Below are 17,091 nucleotides of genomic sequence, written 5' to 3' on the forward strand. Positions count from 1 at the left end.
GCGCGACTCCTGGTCGGCCTCCACAGGGTCGGTGAGGTGACTTTCGCGCCCAATTCGGGTGAAATCATCGTCCCGAACCCGAGAATCCGTCACTCTTGGTCTGTCGCGCTTCCCGAAGGGCGCGACGAGAGCATCGAGAGGATGTGCAATTCGTGATGAGCATGACGACAGGCGCCACCCCGACGATCGAGCGGGGAGTGTCGCGCAGAGACGCCGCCGCAGCCGCCTGGCTGGCGGGAGCGGGGATGGACACGAGGCCGGCGGGCGCGTTCCGAGTCGTCGCGGATGCGTTCCGCGGCGACGACTTCGAGGTGATCCGGCTCTGGCACTCCGCGGCCCGGCTGCGGCGGGGCGGCCGGCCCGGCCAGGGCGTCCGCGTGATGATCCCGCTCGAGGGCGCGCTGGTCGTGCAGCCCGACGACCCCGCCGATGACGAGGTGACCCTCGGTCCGGGCGCCGTCGCGTTCCTCCGCTGCTCGGAGGGCGCGACCGTCGTCACCGACGGACCCACGGCACGGCTCGAGGTCATGCTCGGCCGGCCCCTCCTCGGGGTCATCGGCTCGCAGGAGACGGGGACCCTCGTCACTCCCGCGGACCCGGCGAGCCGCGCCATCCTGCTCTCGACCGTCAACGCCTTCTTCGGCGCGTCGCTCGACGCCGACTCCGCCGCCTTCCCGCTCGTCCGGTCAGCCGTCGAGCAGCTGGCCAACGCGGTGCTCGCGACCTCGCTCCCCCGCGAGTCGAGCGAGACCGTGTTCACCCGGGCGCTCGCCATGATCGCGGGCATGTCGGCCGACCCGAGGCTCTCGGTGCACGAGATCTGCCTCCGCCTGGGCGTGCCCAAGCGGACGCTGCAGCGGGTCTTCGCGACGAACGGGACGACGGTGTTCAACGAGATCCGGCGTGCCCGGCTGACCACCGCCCGCACCCTGCTCGGCAGCACCGACACCCCGCCCGCGCCCGATCATGCGCTGAGCGGCTACGTCCGCTCGCAGCGGCTCCAGCGCGACCTGCGGCACCTCGACCCCTCGCACTCCCGCTCCCGGCACGACGAGCGCCCCCGCAGCGCCTGAGGCCGTCTGACATCGCGCAGGGCCTGCCGCCCGGACCGGCCGCTCAGGGGGCGGGGTACGCCACGGAGGCGGCGGGCCAGCCCGAGGAGGCCAGCTCGGCGCGCAGACGGTGGTGGTGCTGGACCGCACCGAGCGAATCGGTGCGGAAGGCGATCGCGGTCGCGGCGTCGGCCCAGTACGCGTCCCAGCCGGAGTACCGGGCGAGCACCCGATCGCCGACGGCCGCGACGAGCTCCCAGGCCCGCTCGGCCGGGAGGTAGCCCGCCACGTAGGAGTAGCGGATCGCTCCGATCGTGCGCTCGGCGTCGCCCGCGAGCAGGAGCAGCGGGGGCCGGCCGTCCAGGGTCTGCGACAGCTCGAGGAGGTGGAACTCGCTGCCGCCGGTCAGCGCGGCGACGCGGGCGCGCATCCGCTCCGCCTCCTCCGACGCGGACACCTCGGCGAACCGGGCCGACAGCGGCCCGCGCTCGAGGGCGTCGGCCACCAGCAGCTCGATGTCGTCGCGCGACGCGATCCTGAAGTCGCGGTCGAGGGCCACCCGCTGCTCGCTGAGCAGGGGAAGCGGCAGCTGCTCCCACGGCGAGCCCTTGGCGCCGTCGGCGAAGCGGGTGCGCAGCGACTCCGGCAGCTCGGCCCAGGTGGGCTGGAACGCGAGCGACGAGTTCCAGCCTCCGAACGAGAAGTCGCTGACGGCGTCGAGGGCGAGCAGCTGCTGCTGCCGCATGGTCGTCGGAGGCGTCGCCGCGGCGGCGAGGTAGGCGAGCTGCTCGCGGCGGGGCGCCCGCGCATCCCACTGCCGGAAGAGGATCGACGCGACGAGGAGCCCGAGCGCCAGGCCGAACGCGAAGAAGAAGAACGGCAGGCCGGTGACGCCGGGGCCCCGGGACACGCCGACCGCGAAGCCGACGAGACCGAACGGAGCGGCGACGGCGGTGACCTGCAGCGCCCGCCTCGCGATCCTGCCGCCGGGGCCGCGCCTCCGGGCATCGGCGATCCGCGCGTAGCGGAGCCGGGGACGCACGGGGAACTCGACGTCTCCGGGGTGATTCTGCAGCGGCACGCTCGCAGCCTAGACGGGGGCCGCGGGTGGGCCGGAGCCGATTGTCGGGCGTCTGTGTTTGGGTAGCGCCATGAAACTCGCCGAAGCGCTGCTCGAGCGGTCCGATCTGCAGAAGCGGATCGAGGCCCTCCAGTCCCGGATCCTCCAGAACGCCTCCTACCAGGAGGGCGAGGAGCCCGCGGAGGATCCGTCCGAGCTGCTCGGCGAGTGCCTCCGCGCCCAGGAGGCTCTCGAGCGCCTCGTCACCGCCGTGAACCTCACGAACACCTCGGCGACGACTCCCGACGGCGTCGTGCTGACGGCGGCGCTCGCGCGACGCGAGTCGCTGCGCGGGCAGCACAGCATCCTGGTGCGCGCGGCCGACGCCGCCTCGGGCGAGCGCGGGTACCGCCAGCTGCGCAGCGAGCTGCGACGCCTCTCGGCCCTGCCGGTGCGGGAGCTGCGCGAGCGGGCCGACGAGCTCGCCCGCGAGCTGCGCGAGCTCGACGCCTCGATCCAGCGCACCAACTGGGAGGTCGATCTGGCGGGCTGACGGAGGAGCGGTGAGTCGGTAGGCGACTCGGAGCGAGCACACACCGTCGGGCCGGCGGTTCATCCGGCCCACTTGTCACGCGGTGGGCAGCGTACGGCCTCGGCCCTCACTCACAGCCCAGCACCGACGACCGGTGACCGCGCAGACAGGACACCTCATCACCACGTGCTGGCCGGGACGCCGAGGGCGGGTTCGGGGACCTCACCGCAGCGGGATCGGCGCCTCGGGGCGGAGTGAAGGTCGACGAGACGGACGGCGAGGAGGCGGAGCGTGAGCGCAGGAGGGCGGCGGACGGGTCGCGGTGCGATCGCGCTCGGGCTCGTCGGGCTCGTCGTCCTCGTCTCCGCGGGTGCCCTGGTCGGCGCGGCGCTCCAGCCGACCGCGGCCGACTCCGCGGGCGAGACGGGCGGCGCCTCCGCTCGGTACCCCGGCGACCTGCCCGTCGACGCGCCCCTGCTGAGCGGCGCGCTCCTGTCGTCCAGCGGGGGCGACGGGATCTGGTCGCTGCGCTACTCGCGGGACGGCCTCACCCCCGAGGAGGCGCTGGCCGACCTCGGCGCGCGGGGGTACGCCGAGGACCACCGGAGCCGCGACGAGAACGACGTCGTGCGCGTCTCGCTGCTCGGCTCGAGCCCGTACCTGATCGCCGTGTCGTGGTCGGACGACGACGATCAGGCGCCGATCGATCTCCTGCTGCGCTCGCCGGAGCGACGCGGGATCGGCTAGGCCAGCGCGCGGAGCTGCGCCGCGAAGAAGGCCAGCGAGCGGTCGACCTCGGGCAGCGCCGGCGTGCGGTTGAGGTGGCCGTGGGGCATGCCCCGGGCGAGGTACCCGGTCGCGGCGACGCCCGCCTCCGCGAGCTGCCGCAGCAGCAGCTCGGCCGAGCCGCGCAGCTCGTCGAACTCGTTCACCATCACCGACACCGGCGGGAGACCCGCGAGCGGTGCGGCGCCGGGCAGGGCATCGGCCGGCAGATCGGAGAGCCGGCCGACGTAGGTCCGCACCATCCCCTCGATGCTCGCCGTCGGGAAGCGCAGGAGCGCCGGCAGGGTCATCAGCTCGCGCAGCACGTCGTCGTCGACGGCCGGGTTCGGGAAGTGCGCGAACGGGTACGCGAGCAGCACGTGCTCGGGCAGCCGCGTTCCGGCGTCGCGGAGGCGCAGGGCCGTCGCGACGGCGAGGGCGGCTCCGGCGCTGGCCCCGCCGATCGCGACGGGAGTCGCCTCCGGAGTCTCGGCGCGCAGCTGCCGCCACGCGGCGTGGACGTCGTCGAGCGGGACGGGGTAGCGGACGGTCTCGCTCGCCAGGCGGTAGCCCACCGAGACGACGCGGGAGCCCGCCCGGGCGGCGAGCTCGGCCGACACGACGTGCGACTCCTGCATGTCGAGGTCGCCCGCCTGGAAGCCGCCGCCGTGCACCCAGAGCAGCGCGGGGCCCGTCGCCTCCGCGGGGTCGTAGACACGGAGCGGGATCGGGCCGTGCGGGCCGCCGGCGGAGGCGTCGGAGACGGTCACGCCCGCGGGGAGCGACCACCGACCCGGGTCCTGCTCGAAGGCGGCGAGGCGAGCGGCCTGGGCGGCGTCGAGCGGGTAGGCGAGCCCCTCGAGGTGCGGGAGCCTGGCGGCGAGGTACGGATCGAGCGGCATCGGCGCCTCCTGACGGGGTGGGGACGGCGCCCACGCTACCCGCGGGGCGAGCCGCCTCCGGTCATCGGCGCTGCAGGAGGAGCACGGCGTCGACCAGCGGGGCCTCGTGGCCGTCGGGGCCGGTCGCGAGGCGCTCCCGGGTGCCGACGACGAGGGTGGACCACTCGTCGGCGTCGAGGGCGAGTGCCGCCAGCTCCTCCTCGGCGGTCGGCAGCTCCTCGCCGAGGTGGCCCCGGTGTCCCGACCAGGGCGGCGGGGCCGCGTGCGACACGACCACCAGGTGCCCGCCGACGGCGACGAGACCGGCCGCGCGGCGGAGGACGTCGACGCGCGGGAACTCGACCATCGAGTGCAGGAACGAGGCCGTCACGAGCTCGAACGGGCCGTCTACCGGCCACTCCTCGGACAGGTCGGCCTGGCGGAGGTCGACGGCGAGGCCGCGCTCGACGGCGGCGGTGCGGGCGCGGGCGAGCGCCGTCTCCGAGAGGTCGAGGCCCGTCACGCTCCAGCCGCGGGAGGCGAGCCAGAGAGCATCGCCGCCCTCGCCGCAGCCGAGATCGAGCGCGCGGGCGGGCGGCAGGTCGCCGACGAGATCGACGAGGGTCGCGTTGGGGCGGCCCGACCAGATGGCGGAGTCGCCGTAGCGCTCCTCCCAGTGCTCGCGTGCTGTCGGCATGGTGCGTCCTTCGCTCGGGGTCGGATCGAGGATGACGCGTGCGGGGCGCGGAGGCCAGCGGGCGTGCCGGAACAGCACGAGGGCAGGGCAGGCAGGGGGCCTTCCGCGGCACGGCGTGCGCCGATTAGCGTCGAGGCATGGCACTCCGACTCGAAGAGATCATCGTCGACTGCACCGACTTCCGCGTCCTCGGCCACTGGTGGCAGGAGGCGCTCTCCTGGGACATCGTCGACGAGGACGACGAGGGGATCGAGCTGCTGGCTCCGTCGGGGCGCGGGCCGAGCCTGCTGTTCCTCGACGTGCCCGAGCGCAAGACGGTGAAGAACCGGCTCCACCTCGACTTCGTTCCCGACGATCAGGACGCCGAGGTCGAGCGGCTCGTCGGGCTCGGCGCCTCCCGCGTCGACGTCGGGCAGGGCGACCAGTCGTGGGTCGTCCTCGCCGATCCCGAGGGGAACGAGTTCTGCATCCTCTCGGCGAGGGACTGATCGACCCGGGCGCGACGCTGGGAAGTCAAGGGTAGAACGAACGTTCTCGCGTCCCTACGATCGGCTGCGACGCGAGCCCGCCGGGCTGGCCCCGACCGAGGAGCGACCGTGACCGCACATGAGAGGCCCGTCGCGGCGATCGGTATGACTCAGGCCCAGCAGCAGGGCGAGCTGCTCGCCGGACGCGTCCTCTCGACCCGGGGCGCCGGGCTCTACGCCTACGCGTACCGGCTCACGCTGTCCGACGCCGCCGCCTCCGCCGCCCTCCGGCACGCGGCCGTCACCCTCCGGAGCGGCTCGCCGCGCGTGCTCGACGAGCAGACCGCCCTCGAGGTCGCCCGCTCCGAGATCGGCCGCCGCAGCATCGAGCGGCAGGAGCAGGCGACCACCCCGTCCGCCGCCTCGATCGCCGAGGCGGACCTCGTGCGCACCGGGTTCCACCGGCGCCTGCACGCGCTGCCGACCCTCGAGCGCCAGTGCTGGCTGCTGCGGCACACCGGCGGGCACGACCTCGACGCGATCGCCGAGCTCCTCCGGATCGCACCGGAGCAGGTGCGGTCGGCTCTCGCCTCCGCCGCCACGACCCTGGTCGAGGGCGAGCTGGCGGAGGCGGACGGGGCCGAGTAGGCGGGCCCTGCGAAGAAGAGCCCGAGAGGCGCCGGGTCGAGCCGGCGGCACCCCTCAGGCGTCCGGTACCCGCGGACCCGGTCTCCGGGTGCCGCGGGAAGCTCTAGTCGAGGTACTCGATATCGTCCCACGGCTCGTGCACATCGCCGGTGTCCCGATCGTCGTCGGGCACTTCCACGTCCTCGAAGATCACCGGAACGCCGGGCGACACCAGGACGCTCACCTGGCGGTTGCCGACGACGACGAACTCGACGAGACCGCCGCCGGCCTGGGCGGCACGCGTGCTCGCCTCCTTGAGGGCGGCGACGTCCTCGCCCTGCGAGAGAGCGTAGGACTTGCCCTCGATGGTCACGGTGGTGCGCATCATGCGGTGCGTGCTCCTCGGATCGGGTCCTTGCAGCGTACGGAGCCCGCGCGGAGCGCCTCCAGGCCTTGCGGTCGAGGCGCGGGCCTGGCAGGAGGCGCGCCCTCTCACCCCCGCACCGTCCCGTCAACCGGGGCGCGGCCGAGGCGCGACGCCCCGTACCGTGGCTCTCGACCGCACCATCCGCATCCGACCGAGAAGGAGGATCACATGACCGAGAAGAGCACTCCCGAGCCCGTCGATCCCGAGACCGTCGACCCCGAGACCGCTACCGACCCCGAGGGCGACCCGGTCGAGAACCCGTCCGGCTGAGCCGAGAGCTCCGACCGAGGGAACCCGTTCTCCGCCCGACACCGCCTCCTGCGGGACGTCTCGGCGAGAACCGGTTCCCTCTGTCGTCCGTGCGGCGTCGGTCGCGTCAGAAGAGCCCGTACGCGCCGACGAAGGCCGCCGCGGCGAGCCCCGTCACCGCGACGGCGGCCACGACGCCTGCAGGGCGCGGACGGCGGCGGGCGATCGCGAGGGCGAGGAACGCGACTCCGAGCACGATCTGCAGCGACCAGTACACGGGGCTCGTCGTCGCCACGACCGTCTGCAGTGCCCAGATCCCCTATCCGATCAGCACACCCGAGAGCGGCGCGACCGCGAGGACCGGCCAGAGGCTCCGCCCGCGACGGGTCAGCGACGACGCCGCGCCGAGGATCAGCCCGGCGGGCACGGCCAGCAGCCAGAACGGGTCGGAGAACGGCGGCGACCAGCCGAAGCCGCGCCAGGCGGTGACGAGGTCGTAGCCCTCGAGCAGGGCGAAGAAGGTCAGCATCCCGAGCGGCGCCGCGGCGACCGGGCGCGCGCCGCCCAGGCGGACGAGCGCGAAGACCAGCGGGCGTGGCGTCAGCGCGGGGTGCCGACGCGGTGCGCCGAGCCGGGGTGGGTGGCCGGCAGGGTCGGCACGTCGTGGCCGAGGATCCGCTCGCGCATGGTGCCGGTGCGCGGCTCGGCGGGCAGCATCCCGCGCTCGCGCAGCAGCGGCATGACCTGCTCGACGAAGTCGCGATAGGTCTCGTAGCCGCCGTAGGTGTACTCGATGAGGAACCCGTCGACATCGGTGCGGTCGACGATCTCCTGCAGCTGATCGGCGACGGACTCCGCGGTGCCGGTGACGCGCATGCCTCCGATCGACGAGGTGATCACGTCGAGGATCTCGGCGACGGTCGGGCTCGAGTCGGGCTGCTGGAACATCGCGAGCATGGTCTGGCCGACCTCCGTCGTGACCTCGGCGAGGGTCGCCTCGAGCGGGAACGACATCAGGTCGACACCGCTCCAGCCCATGAACAGCGCCGCCGCCGCCTCGCGGGACGGAGTCGCGTCGAGCTCGGCGCGCAGCCGCTCCGCCTCCTCCTCGGTCTCGCCGACGATGATCGCGACGGAGGGGATCACCGTGATGTCGCGCGGATCGCGACCGTTCGCCTCCGCCCGCGAACGCAGATCGGCGACGGTGGCCGCCGCCTTGCCCAGGTCGCGGTCCTGGATGAAGACGCACTCGGCGTAGCGGCCGGCGAAGGCGCGGCCGGCCGAGGAGGCGCCCGCCTGCAGCAGGAGCGGGGTGCGCTGCACCGACGGGACGGCGGGGAAGTAGCCGTCGTACGAGAAGTACTCGCCGCGGTGGGTGATGCGGTGCACCTTGGCGGGGTCGGCGAAGGTGCGGGTCGCCTTGTCGTAGACGACGGCGTCGTCCTCCCACGCGCCCTCCCAGAGCGTGAGGCACAGCTCGACGAACTCGGCGGCGCGGCGGTAGCGCTCGTCGTGGGGCGTCACGCCGTCGTGGCCGAGGAGCTTGGTCAGCGCGACCTGGTTGTCGGAGGTGACGATGTTCCAGGCGATCCGGCCCTTGGTGAGGTGGTCGAGCGTCGTGAAGGTGCGCGCGTTGAGGTAGGGCTGCTGCGCGGTGGTGGAGGCGGTGACCACGAAGCCGAGCCGGTCGACGGTCGCGGCCAGCCCGCTGATGAGCGCCATCGGATCGTGCACGGGCACCTGAACCGCCTCGCGGATGACGACCTCGGGGACGTCGTCGCCGCTCATCGGGTAGCCGAGGGCCTCGGCGAGGAAGAGGAAGTCGAATCCGGCGTCCTCGAGCTTGCGCGACAGGTCCTGCCAGTACTCGAGGGTCGCGAATCCGCTCGTGTCGCCGCGCGGGTGGTGCCAGGCGTTGCTGATGAAGTTCGGCGTGAACTCCTCGAACGCGCCGAGGAAGATCTGCTTGGTCACGGTGGTGCCCTTCGCTGAGCGATCGGCTGCTCCCGATCGGAGGGCTGATAACCTCGAGTTATCAACACACGGATGATAACCAGCAGGAATCATCCGGGGCAAGAGGAGACGCGATGACGCCGGACGACGAGCCCCCCGCCCTCGCCGCCGACATCGGCGCCCTCGTGCACGCGCTCCGAGCCGCTCGAGGGCTCTCGATGCGCACCCTCGCGGCGGCCGCCGGGGTGTCGCAGCCGTTCCTGTCGAAGCTCGAGAACGGCAAGCTGCTGCCCAGCCTCTCGACGCTCTACGCGCTGGCCGCGGCGCTCGAAGTGCCGCCCGCCGAGCTGGTGCCGGCGGTCGCCTCCTCCGACGACACGACACCGGAGGCGCACCTGCGCGCCAGCGATGCGCCGAACGCTCCGCGCGCGCGGCTCGTCGTCGGCGGCCCCGGGCGCCTCACCGAGGCGTACCTCTTCACGGCGCGGCCCGGCGACTCCGACGACGTCGACTTCGCCCACCCGGGCGAGGAGTTCGTGTTCGTGATCGAGGGGACGGCGGTGCTGAGCTACGCCGACGGGCAGCAACGGGCGGTGACCGCGGGCGAGTCGATCACGATCGACACGGAGCGGCCGCACCGCTGGTCGGTGCCGGCGGAGGCCGCGGGCGCGGCGCGCTACCTGCTGGTGACGACGCACTCGGGCTGACGGGCGGCCTCGGCAGTGCCGGTCACGAGCACTGCTGCACCGCGGTCCCGGAGGCTGCGGCCTGCGCCTCGGAGGAGCACGGGGCGAACGGGCCGAGCCAGAGGCAGAGGACGAGGACCACCACCACCACCGCTCCGGCGTAGAAGAGCGCCGAGAAGGCGATCGCGAAGAGGATCCCGCGGACGGAGGTGCCGCCCTCGCAGTCGGTGGGGCTGTCGTGCCGGGTTCCGGCGTGCTCGTGGATCATCCGCTGTCCTGACCGAGTGGGTGTCGCCGACGGGGGTCGGCGCGGCGACGCCCTGCGAACGGCCGACCGCACGGTCCCGGAGGGGAGGGTGCGGCAGCGACGACGAGGTCAGGGTCATCGGGGTGTCGTCGCGGGAGGCGGCGACGGGAGCGAGGGGCGGGTGCGGCGCCGCCGGGTGCGGGTGAGCGCGGCGGGCCGTCGGCTGCACCGGGGTGCAGTCCCTCGCGGGGTCTCGGAGAGGGGGGGGTCCCTCCGCCACAGGGACGGAGGGAGGGGCGGATGACGCGGGGGTCGCGCGTCATCCGCCCCTGCACCGGTCAGCTCCGGAGACGCCTGGCGCGGCGGTGGAGCAGCAGGAGCAGCAGCCCGGCGCCGAGGACCGCGAAGGCTCCGGCGAGGGTCGCGGCGATGCCGTCGACTCCGGTGGAGGCGAGACCGCCACGAGGACCGTCCGAGTCAGGAACGTCCGCGGGGGCGCTCGAGGTCGGGGTGGGTCCCACCGTCGGGATCACCGCAGGAGCGGTGGGCGTCGGCGTGGTGGTGGGCGTCACCGTGGGGGTCGGGGTGACCGTGGGGGTCACGGTCGGGGTCGGAGTCACCGTGGGCGTGGGCGTCACCGTCGGGGTCACCGTCGGGGTCGGCTTCACCGTGGGCGTCACCGTCGGGGTCGGCGTCACCGTGGGCGTCACCGTCGGCGTGGGCTTCACGGTCGGAGTGACGGTCGGCGTCGGCTTCACCGTCGGAGTGACGGTCGGCGTCGGCTTCACCGTCGGAGTCACCGTCGGCGTGGGCTTCACGGTCGGAGTCACCGTAGGCGTGGGCTTCACCGTCGGAGTGACCGTCGGAGTCGGCGTGACCGTGGGCGTCATCGTCGGGGTCGGCGTCACTGTCGGCGTGGGCTTCACCGTCGGAGTGACCGTCGGAGTCGGCGTGACCGTGGGCGTCACCGTCGGAGTCGGCGTGACGGTGGGCGTCACCGTCGGGGTCGGCTTCACTGTCGGTGTCACCGTCGGCGTGGGCTTCACCGTCGGAGTGACGGTCGGCGTGGGCTTCACCGTCGGAGTGACGGTCGGCGTCGGCGTCACCGTCGGAGTGACGGTCGGCGTCGGCGTCACCGTCGGAGTGACGGTCGGCGTCGGCGTCACCGTCGGAGTGACGGTCGGCGTCGGCGTCACCGGAGGTGTGGTCGGGGGCGTCACAGGGGGAATGACCGGAGGGATCACCGGCGGCGTGGTCGGAGGCGTCACCGGCGGGATCACCGGAGGGATCACGGGCGGAGTCGTCGGAGGCGTCACCGGCGGGATCACCGGCGGGATCACGGGCGGAGTCGTCGGAGGCGTCACCGGCGGAATGACCGGAGGGATCACGGGAGGCGTGGTCGGCGGCGTCACCGGAGGCGTCACCGGCGGGATCACCGGCGGGATGACGGGAGGAGTCGTCGGAGGCGTCACCGGAGGAATGACCGGGGGGATCACCGGCGGCGTGGTCGGCGGGGTCACCGGGGGAATCACGGGCGGGATCACCGGCGGCGTGGTCGGCGGGGTCACCGGGGGCGTCGTCGGCGGGATCACCGGGGGCGTGGTCGGCTCGGTGGTGGGCGGCGCCGTCGGCTCCGTCGTGGGAGGAGTGGTGGGCTCCGCAGTCGGCTCGGCGGTCGGCTCGGCGCTGGGCTCGGCGGTCGGCTCAGCAGTGGGCTCAGCGGTGGGCTCGGCAGTCGGCTCAGCAGTGGGCTCAGCGGTCGGCTCAGCAGTCGGCTCCACGGTGGGTTCCACCGTCGGCTCGACAGTGGGTTCCGCGGTCGGCTCGACCGTCGGCTCCGTCGTCGGCACGGGCGTGGAGCCGGGGGCGCAGGTGGAGGTGCGGAACAGGTTGCTGTCGAGGGTGACGGCGCCGTTCCGCGCGAGGGCGCGGCCGTCGACGACGGCGTCGGTCGTCACGGTGATCGACGCGAGCGCGAGGATCGAGCCGGCGAACGAGGATCCGGTGCCGAGGGTGGCCGAGCTGCCGACCTGCCAGTAGACGTTGCAGGCCTGCGCGCCGTTGATCAGATCGACGACGCTGGACGAGCCGGTGATCAGGGTGGAGCCGGCCTGGAAGACGAAGACGGCGGCCGGGTCGTTCGCCGCGTCGAGCGTGACCGTCCCCGTGAGGCCGATCGGGCCGGAGGCGCTGTAGACACCGGGCTGGAAGGTCTGCCCGACGAGGTCGCCCGAGACGGAGGCGGTCGCAGCCTGGGAGGCGAGCTGGTCGTACGCGACCACGAGGTCGGACTGGGCGCCCGCAGCCTCGGCGTCGGCCGCGTGGATGGTGCCGCGGACCTCGCCGGGCGGGAAGCCCGTGATGGCGGTCCCCGGGCTGACCCCGAGGTCGTCCGGCAGGATCGTGGCGCCCGTGTTGGTGACGGTGGATCCTCCGAGCACCGAGTAGGAGCCCGCGCGACCCAGGTCGGGCGCGGTCGCGGCTTGAGCCGAGTTCGCGAAGAGGAAGCTCGCGGAGAGGACGAGGACACCGGCGGAGGCGCCGATCCCGAGTCTCCGTCTCTTCCCTCGAGATCGGGCGGTGGACGTGCTGTGCAGCATGGTGACGCAGCTTTCGCCCACGACAGCGCGGGCTCGGGACACCCGAGGTGAGTGAATCTGAAACGTAACCCAAACGAGTCACGCAGTCGACGAATTGCGCCAATCACACGGTTCTTTACGCGCTCTATGGCTTAATGACGCGGACTCTGGCACTCTCATCCTTCGTTTTGCGCCAACCTCGGCCGCCGAGCCCTCCGGGGGGACCGGTCCTCGCCGAAGCGCCGCGTGCTGAGCGGCGTCTCGGCGAGGACCGGTCCCCTCTCGGAGGGGGTGGAGAGGTGCGGGCGGGGTCAGCGGCAGCGCGTCGCGGGGGTCGAGACCGGCACCGCGGAGGCGGCGCCCGCGGCGCTCCGGACGTCGACCGTGAGCGACACGGCCGGCACCGAGGCCAGCGGAGTCGGCACCTTCAGCGAGGCCGAGGCCCCCGCGGCGAGCGCCGGGAGCTTCGCACTGCCGTACGGCGTGCGGAGCGAGAGCGCGACCCGGTCGGCGCCTCCGTTCGCCGCCTTCACCGCGACGACGGCCCTGCCGTTCACGCAGCTCACGGTCGCCGAGAGCGTCACGCCCAGGACGCTCTCGAGCCCGTCGATCGACTCGCGGAGCCCGCGCTCGGCGGCGTCGACCTCCTCCTGCGTCGTCGTCGAGCCGGCGAGCACCACCGCTGCGATCGCGCGGCTCTCGTCCAGGCGCGCCAGCGACTCCGGCGTCCACGCCGCACGCTCGACCGCGCCGGCCTCGGCGAGCGCCGCCTCGAGGGCGGAGGTGTCGACGGCCGACTCGGCCGCGTCGGCGACGAGGCGGACATCGTCGAGGACGCCCCAGGCGCCTCCGCTCAGCGCGAACTCGGCCGAGATCTCGACGACCCCGTCGGCCCCGACGACCACGGGGACCGTCGTCGTCGAGAAGGAGCTCCAGGTGGTGAGCTCGAGCGGAGCGCTCGTCGTACCCGCGGAGGTGGTCGCGCTGAGGGTGCGGACGTCGGTCGCCGGGCTGTTCGTGCCCTGCGTCGTCGCCTGCAGCGTGTATGCGCCGGGCGCGACTCCGGTGATGCTCTGGCGCGCCGAGGTCTCGTAGGCGTCGGCACCCCAGAAGGTGAGCGCGAAGTCGCCCTCGGAGGCGTCACCCGTCTGCGTGCGCGCGGCCGGGCCGGTCAGGGTCCACGGCGACAGGTCCTCGGACTCGAAGCCCGGGTTCGCGACGAGGTTCGGCGCGACGACGGTGACCGTCGCCGACACGTCGAGCCCGGAGTCGGTGCGCCCGGGGATCGTGTACTCGCCGGGTCCGCGGATCGACGCGGCGGCGCCGCTCCAGGTGACGGGGCGGTTCTCGACGGAGCCGTCGTTGAAGTTCACGGCGACCGTCTCGGGCAGCACCACGGCGTCGCCGTCGACCACCGTCAGCTCGACGGCGTCGATCCCGGTGACGGCGCGAGGGGCGACCGCTCCGGTCTCGACGTAGCGGAAGGTGCGCAGGGACTCGAGCGGCGAGCCGTCGGTGGCGAAGAGCGCCTGGTTGTCCCAGGCCGAGCCTCCGTAGGCCTCGCCGACGTGCACCGGGTCGTAGGGACCGGCGAAGCTGCTCGCCCAGCCGGAGCCGTCGCGCTCCCAGAGCACGCGGTTCTGCTCGAGCGCGCTCGGCGGGCCGACGGGCAGCCAGGCGGGCTCCCAGTAGAAGACGCCGATGCCGGCGTCGCCGACGGCGTGCACCGCGGCGATCACGTCGCGCAGTGCGCTCGCCTGGCCCTGCACGCTGATCGGGTACTCGTCGGTCGCCGTGGTCGCGTCGATCACGTTCGGGTAGCCGTCGCCGTCGTCGAGCGTGTGCGCCCACGACGTCTCGGCGACCATGACCTTCTTGCCGTAGGTGCCGGCGATCTGCGTCAGCGCGCCCGTGAGGTTGTCGACGGTGCCGTGCCAGTAGGGGTAGTAGGAGCTGGCGAAGACGTCGTAGTCGACGTCGAACGCGTCGAGCCCCGCCGCGATCGCGGCGTAGCGGCCCGGAGTCTCGGGGTTGGTGAAGTGGACCGCCACCAGGGCGTCGGGCAGCACCTCGCGCACGGCGCTGCTCCCGGCCGAGAAGAGCCCGGCGAGCGTCGCGTCCATGTCGGTCGCGGCCCGCGTGTAGCCCGCCATGCCGTTGTTGGTCTCGTTGCCGATCTGGACCATGTCGACGTCGACGCCGGCGTCCTCGAAGCGCTGCAGCGACTCGGCGGTGTAGTCGTGGACGGCCGCGGTGCGGTCGGCGTCGCTGAGACCCGCCCACGCCTTCGGCGAGAGCTGACGGCCGGGGTCGGCCCAGAAGTCCGAGTAGTGGAAGTCGACGAGCAGGCCCAGACCGGCCGCCGTCGCGCGCTCGCCGATCTCGACGGCGCGGTCGACGTCGACGTCTCCGCCTCCGTAGCCGTTGCCCTCGGCGTCGAACGGGTCGTTCCAGACCCGCACGCGGACGGTGTTGACGCCCTCGTCGGCGAGGACGTCGAAGATGTCGGCGACCCGGCCGGCGTCGTCGCGGAAGACGACTCCGCTCTCCTCGAGCGAGAGGATGCTCGAGACGTCGACGCCCTTGATGAAGTCGGGCGAGAGGCCGTCGACGCGATCGACGAAGATCCCGGCGTCGACCGGGCCGTCGGCGGGGGCGGCGGAGGCGGAGGCGGCCCCGGCGAACGAGCCGAGGAGCGTCGAGACGGCGGCGACGGATGCGAGTGCGCCGATCCTCCGTGTGCGTGCAGACATGGGTGTCCTTTCGTGGAGCGGGGCCGCCTCGCCGCGGCGCACGGGGGTGCGGCGGAGGAGGGCCCGGTGGGGCGGGTGAGGGCGGCTGGGCGCTCACGGTCTCGGGGGCCGCTGAGCGGCGCATCCCGGTGGTCTTCGGCGAGTTCTCCTTTGAACTGTGTGCGCTCCCAGTCTGCGGAGGCGCTCAGAAGCCGTCAAGACTCCGCTGTCGACTCGGCCTGCGTCAATTTCTGTGCTCTCGGCTGTGAGCGAGCACAGTGCGCGCCGTGGCGCCCGACCCCGTCCCGTGCCACCGTCGGAGGCACGGGATCCGGCGAGTCGAAGGAGCGCACCGTGGGGCTCATCCACATCGATCTGTTCAGCACCGTCGACGGCGTCGCGCAGGCACCCGGCGCTCCGGAGGAGGACCCGTCGGGCGGCTTCGCGTTCGGCGGCTGGCAGGCCCCCCTCGTCGACGAGACGGTCGGCGCACAGGTCCTCGACGGCATGGCGGGGATGGACGCCCTGCTGCTCGGCCGGCGCACCTTCGATCTCTTCTCCTCCTACTGGCCGCGGCAGAGCGGACCGATCACGGAGCTCTTCGACCGCATCCCGAAGTACGTCGCCTCGCGCGGGACCGCCTCGCTCGCCTGGAGCGGATCCGCCCAGCTCGGCGCCGATCTCGCCGCGGCCGTCGCGGAGCTGCGCGAGCGGCACCGGCGGATCCACGTCATCGGCAGCCTCGACCTGGTGCAGACGCTCCTGCACGAGCAGCTCTTCGACCGGCTGACCCTGTGGGTCCACCCGATCCTGCTCGGCGAGGGCAAGCGGGTGTTCGCGCACGGCGCGGTGCCCTCGAACCTCCGGCTGCTCGAACCGGCGGTCACGTCGCCCGGCGGAGTGGTGCGGCTGCGCTACGAGCGCGTCGCCGGGGTGCCGTCGGTGGGGGTCATGGGGCCGTGAGGCCGCGCGCGTCGTCGCCGGGGGAACCCCGGCGCGGTGGGACATACTGACGACGTGCAGGCCGAAGACGACGAGCGCCGGAACCTCGAGCGCGCGCTCTACGCGCGGCCCGACGGGGACGCCGAGACCGAGACGCGCCGCCGCGAGGCCGCGGAACGCCTCCGGGTCGACGCGGAGGCCCGCAACGCCGCCTCCCCGGCACCGGCACCGCAGGAACGGCCCGCAGCGGGGCCCCTTCCGGCGGAGCCCCCGCCCGCGGCACCACCGCGCTCGTCGAAGCGCGCCGCCCTGATCGCCGCCGCCGCCCTCGCGGCCGGACTCCGCGCTCGGCGCGGCCGCCGCCTCCGTGGCCCTCGACCGCCCGACGGCGTCGGCGCCGACCGGGAGCCCCACCTCGACCGCGCGACCGGCCGACCGGTTCGAGGAACTCGTGTCCGGATGGGAGGCGACGACGGATCTGCCCGCCGGATTCGAGCTCATCGCCTCCGGAGCGACCGTCTACACGCCCGGATTCGAGACGGCCCAGGACGGCCGGCTCCTCCTCACCGCGCCCGACGGGACGACGATCTGCCTCGCGCTCCAGCGCCCCGACGCGACCTTCTCGGCGGGATGCACCGAGCTCGCCGGGTTCTTCGGCGGCACCGTGCTCCACGTGGTGGGCACCAGCTCCGAGGGGGGCGCTCCGGTGCTCACGCGGGTGATCCTGAGCCCCGACGGGAGCATCGAGGGCGGATACCTGCTCGTCGGCGACGACCCCTCGGCGAGCTGACGCGGGAGACCGCACCCCGGGGGTCCCCCGAAGCCGTGACATGATCAACGCACGGCGGCGAGAGGGATGTCCAATGGGCCAGCTGATCTACGGGATCGCTCCCGCCATCGAGGTCGACGACCGGGCGCTGCGGCACGTCGAGGCGGTCATCATCTCGAAGCTGCGACGCAACGAGAGCTTCTCGTTCCACTGGGACGGCGAGCCGGATGTCGGCGAGGACGTCGCCATCGAGAACCGCGGCAAGCACGGCAGCATCTGGGTGTCGAAGAGCTCGTCCCTCTACTTCAGCTACGACGAGTACTCGAGCGAGCCGCTGAACCGAGCGTGGATCGACCTGCTGCTGCGCGCCGCGGCGACTCCGGCGGGGCTGCGCGTGCTGCCCGAGCCGACTCCCGAGGGCTAGAG

General features: G+C 73.5%; 18 protein-coding genes and 2 pseudogenes. 10 read left to right on the top strand and 10 right to left on the bottom strand.

Features of this window, described 5'->3' with window-relative positions; all coding sequences use genetic code 11:
• The first annotated feature begins 155 nt into the window (after positions 1 to 155).
• Positions 156 to 1,073: a hypothetical protein gene (locus GSU68_RS17580; protein ID WP_159909928.1), complete on the top strand. Its 918-nt coding sequence runs from the start codon at positions 156 to 158 to the stop codon at positions 1,071 to 1,073.
• 43 nt (positions 1,074 to 1,116) lie between these two features.
• On the opposite strand, the gene GSU68_RS17585 is transcribed toward GSU68_RS17580, so the two are convergent.
• A complete protein-coding gene (locus GSU68_RS17585) occupies positions 1,117 to 2,133 on the bottom strand; it encodes a DUF1266 domain-containing protein (RefSeq protein ID WP_159909929.1) in 1,017 nt (338 codons plus the stop codon).
• Between the two features lie 70 nt (positions 2,134 to 2,203).
• Between GSU68_RS17585 and GSU68_RS17590 the strand changes: the two genes are divergently transcribed.
• Both GSU68_RS17590 and GSU68_RS17595 read left to right on the top strand, forming a co-directional pair.
• Positions 2,204 to 2,665, top strand: a complete 462-nt coding sequence (locus tag GSU68_RS17590; RefSeq protein ID WP_159909930.1) for a DIP1984 family protein — start codon at positions 2,204 to 2,206, stop codon at positions 2,663 to 2,665.
• Positions 2,666 to 2,935: 270 nt separating this feature from the next.
• A complete protein-coding gene (locus GSU68_RS17595; protein WP_159909931.1) occupies positions 2,936 to 3,391 on the top strand; it encodes a hypothetical protein in 456 nt (151 codons plus the stop codon).
• Here GSU68_RS17595 and GSU68_RS17600 read toward each other — a convergent pair.
• Positions 3,388 to 4,311: an alpha/beta hydrolase gene (locus GSU68_RS17600; protein WP_159909932.1), complete on the bottom strand. Its 924-nt coding sequence runs from the start codon at positions 4,309 to 4,311 to the stop codon at positions 3,388 to 3,390. The genes GSU68_RS17595 and GSU68_RS17600 overlap by 4 nt on opposite strands.
• A gap of 61 nt (positions 4,312 to 4,372) precedes the next feature.
• A complete protein-coding gene (locus GSU68_RS17605; RefSeq protein ID WP_159909933.1) occupies positions 4,373 to 4,987 on the bottom strand; it encodes a class I SAM-dependent methyltransferase in 615 nt (204 codons plus the stop codon).
• Positions 4,988 to 5,124: 137 nt separating this feature from the next.
• Here GSU68_RS17605 and GSU68_RS17610 point away from each other — a divergent pair, with 137 nt between their 5' ends.
• Positions 5,125 to 5,475, top strand: coding sequence for a VOC family protein (locus tag GSU68_RS17610; RefSeq protein ID WP_159909934.1), 351 nt, complete (start codon positions 5,125 to 5,127; stop codon positions 5,473 to 5,475).
• Between the two features lie 108 nt (positions 5,476 to 5,583).
• Positions 5,584 to 6,102: a hypothetical protein gene (locus GSU68_RS17615; protein ID WP_159909935.1), complete on the top strand. Its 519-nt coding sequence runs from the start codon at positions 5,584 to 5,586 to the stop codon at positions 6,100 to 6,102.
• A gap of 103 nt (positions 6,103 to 6,205) precedes the next feature.
• Here GSU68_RS17615 and GSU68_RS17620 read toward each other — a convergent pair whose 3' ends face one another.
• From GSU68_RS17620 to GSU68_RS17635, 3 genes and pseudogenes are all read right to left on the bottom strand, one after another.
• Positions 6,206 to 6,469 carry a hypothetical protein gene (locus tag GSU68_RS17620; protein WP_159909936.1) on the bottom strand — a complete coding sequence of 88 codons (264 nt, stop codon included), beginning with the start codon at positions 6,467 to 6,469 and terminating at the stop codon, positions 6,206 to 6,208.
• Between the two features lie 415 nt (positions 6,470 to 6,884).
• A pseudogene (locus tag GSU68_RS19955) lies at positions 6,885 to 7,361 on the bottom strand (DUF6518 family protein).
• Positions 7,358 to 8,731, bottom strand: a complete 1,374-nt coding sequence (locus GSU68_RS17635; RefSeq protein WP_159909939.1) for an NtaA/DmoA family FMN-dependent monooxygenase — start codon at positions 8,729 to 8,731, stop codon at positions 7,358 to 7,360. The pseudogene GSU68_RS19955 and the gene GSU68_RS17635 overlap by 4 nt, the downstream one beginning before the upstream one ends.
• Before the next feature lie 113 nt (positions 8,732 to 8,844).
• Here GSU68_RS17635 and GSU68_RS17640 point away from each other — a divergent pair, with 113 nt between their 5' ends.
• Positions 8,845 to 9,417, top strand: a complete 573-nt coding sequence (locus GSU68_RS17640; protein ID WP_159909940.1) for an XRE family transcriptional regulator — start codon at positions 8,845 to 8,847, stop codon at positions 9,415 to 9,417.
• Positions 9,418 to 9,439: 22 nt separating this feature from the next.
• Here the strand turns inward: GSU68_RS17640 and GSU68_RS17645 are convergent, their stop codons facing one another.
• Together GSU68_RS17645 and GSU68_RS19960 are read right to left on the bottom strand one after the other, a co-directional pair.
• Positions 9,440 to 9,664 (bottom strand): hypothetical protein, encoded by a 225-nt coding sequence (locus GSU68_RS17645; protein ID WP_159909941.1) that lies wholly within the window; start codon positions 9,662 to 9,664, stop codon positions 9,440 to 9,442.
• A 317-nt stretch (positions 9,665 to 9,981) separates the two neighbouring features.
• Entirely contained in the window at positions 9,982 to 10,245 is a 264-nt protein-coding gene (locus tag GSU68_RS19960; RefSeq protein ID WP_244259524.1) for a hypothetical protein, read from the bottom strand.
• Here GSU68_RS19960 and GSU68_RS19965 point away from each other — a divergent pair.
• Positions 10,229 to 11,683, top strand: coding sequence for a hypothetical protein (locus GSU68_RS19965; protein WP_244259525.1), 1,455 nt, complete (start codon positions 10,229 to 10,231; stop codon positions 11,681 to 11,683). The two genes, GSU68_RS19960 and GSU68_RS19965, sit on opposite strands and share 17 nt — an antisense overlap.
• Here GSU68_RS19965 and GSU68_RS19970 read toward each other — a convergent pair.
• A pseudogene (locus GSU68_RS19970) lies at positions 11,593 to 12,243 on the bottom strand (ice-binding family protein); the annotation flags it as partial. The gene GSU68_RS19965 and the pseudogene GSU68_RS19970 overlap by 91 nt on opposite strands.
• 290 nt (positions 12,244 to 12,533) lie before the next feature.
• Complete coding sequence (locus GSU68_RS17660) at positions 12,534 to 14,975, bottom strand: glycosyl hydrolase 53 family protein (RefSeq protein WP_159909942.1); 2,442 nt, start codon at positions 14,973 to 14,975, stop codon at positions 12,534 to 12,536.
• A gap of 333 nt (positions 14,976 to 15,308) precedes the next feature.
• Here GSU68_RS17660 and GSU68_RS17665 point away from each other — a divergent pair, with 333 nt between their 5' ends.
• The 3 genes from GSU68_RS17665 to GSU68_RS17675 all read left to right on the top strand — a co-directional run bounded on the left by GSU68_RS17665 (position 15,309) and on the right by GSU68_RS17675 (position 17,089).
• The gene (locus GSU68_RS17665) at positions 15,309 to 15,917 is read left to right on the top strand and encodes a dihydrofolate reductase family protein (RefSeq protein WP_159909943.1); all 609 of its coding nucleotides are present in this window, start codon (positions 15,309 to 15,311) and stop codon (positions 15,915 to 15,917) included.
• Positions 15,918 to 16,347: 430 nt separating this feature from the next.
• Entirely contained in the window at positions 16,348 to 16,686 is a 339-nt protein-coding gene (locus tag GSU68_RS17670) for a hypothetical protein (RefSeq protein WP_159909944.1), read from the top strand.
• Positions 16,687 to 16,759: 73 nt separating this feature from the next.
• The gene (locus GSU68_RS17675) at positions 16,760 to 17,089 is read left to right on the top strand and encodes a hypothetical protein (RefSeq protein ID WP_159909945.1); all 330 of its coding nucleotides are present in this window, start codon (positions 16,760 to 16,762) and stop codon (positions 17,087 to 17,089) included.
• Positions 17,090 to 17,091 lie beyond the last annotated feature (2 nt).

The organism is Rathayibacter sp. VKM Ac-2759, from assembly GCF_009834225.1.
In the GTDB taxonomy this organism is placed as follows: Bacteria; Actinomycetota; Actinomycetes; order Actinomycetales; family Microbacteriaceae; genus Rathayibacter.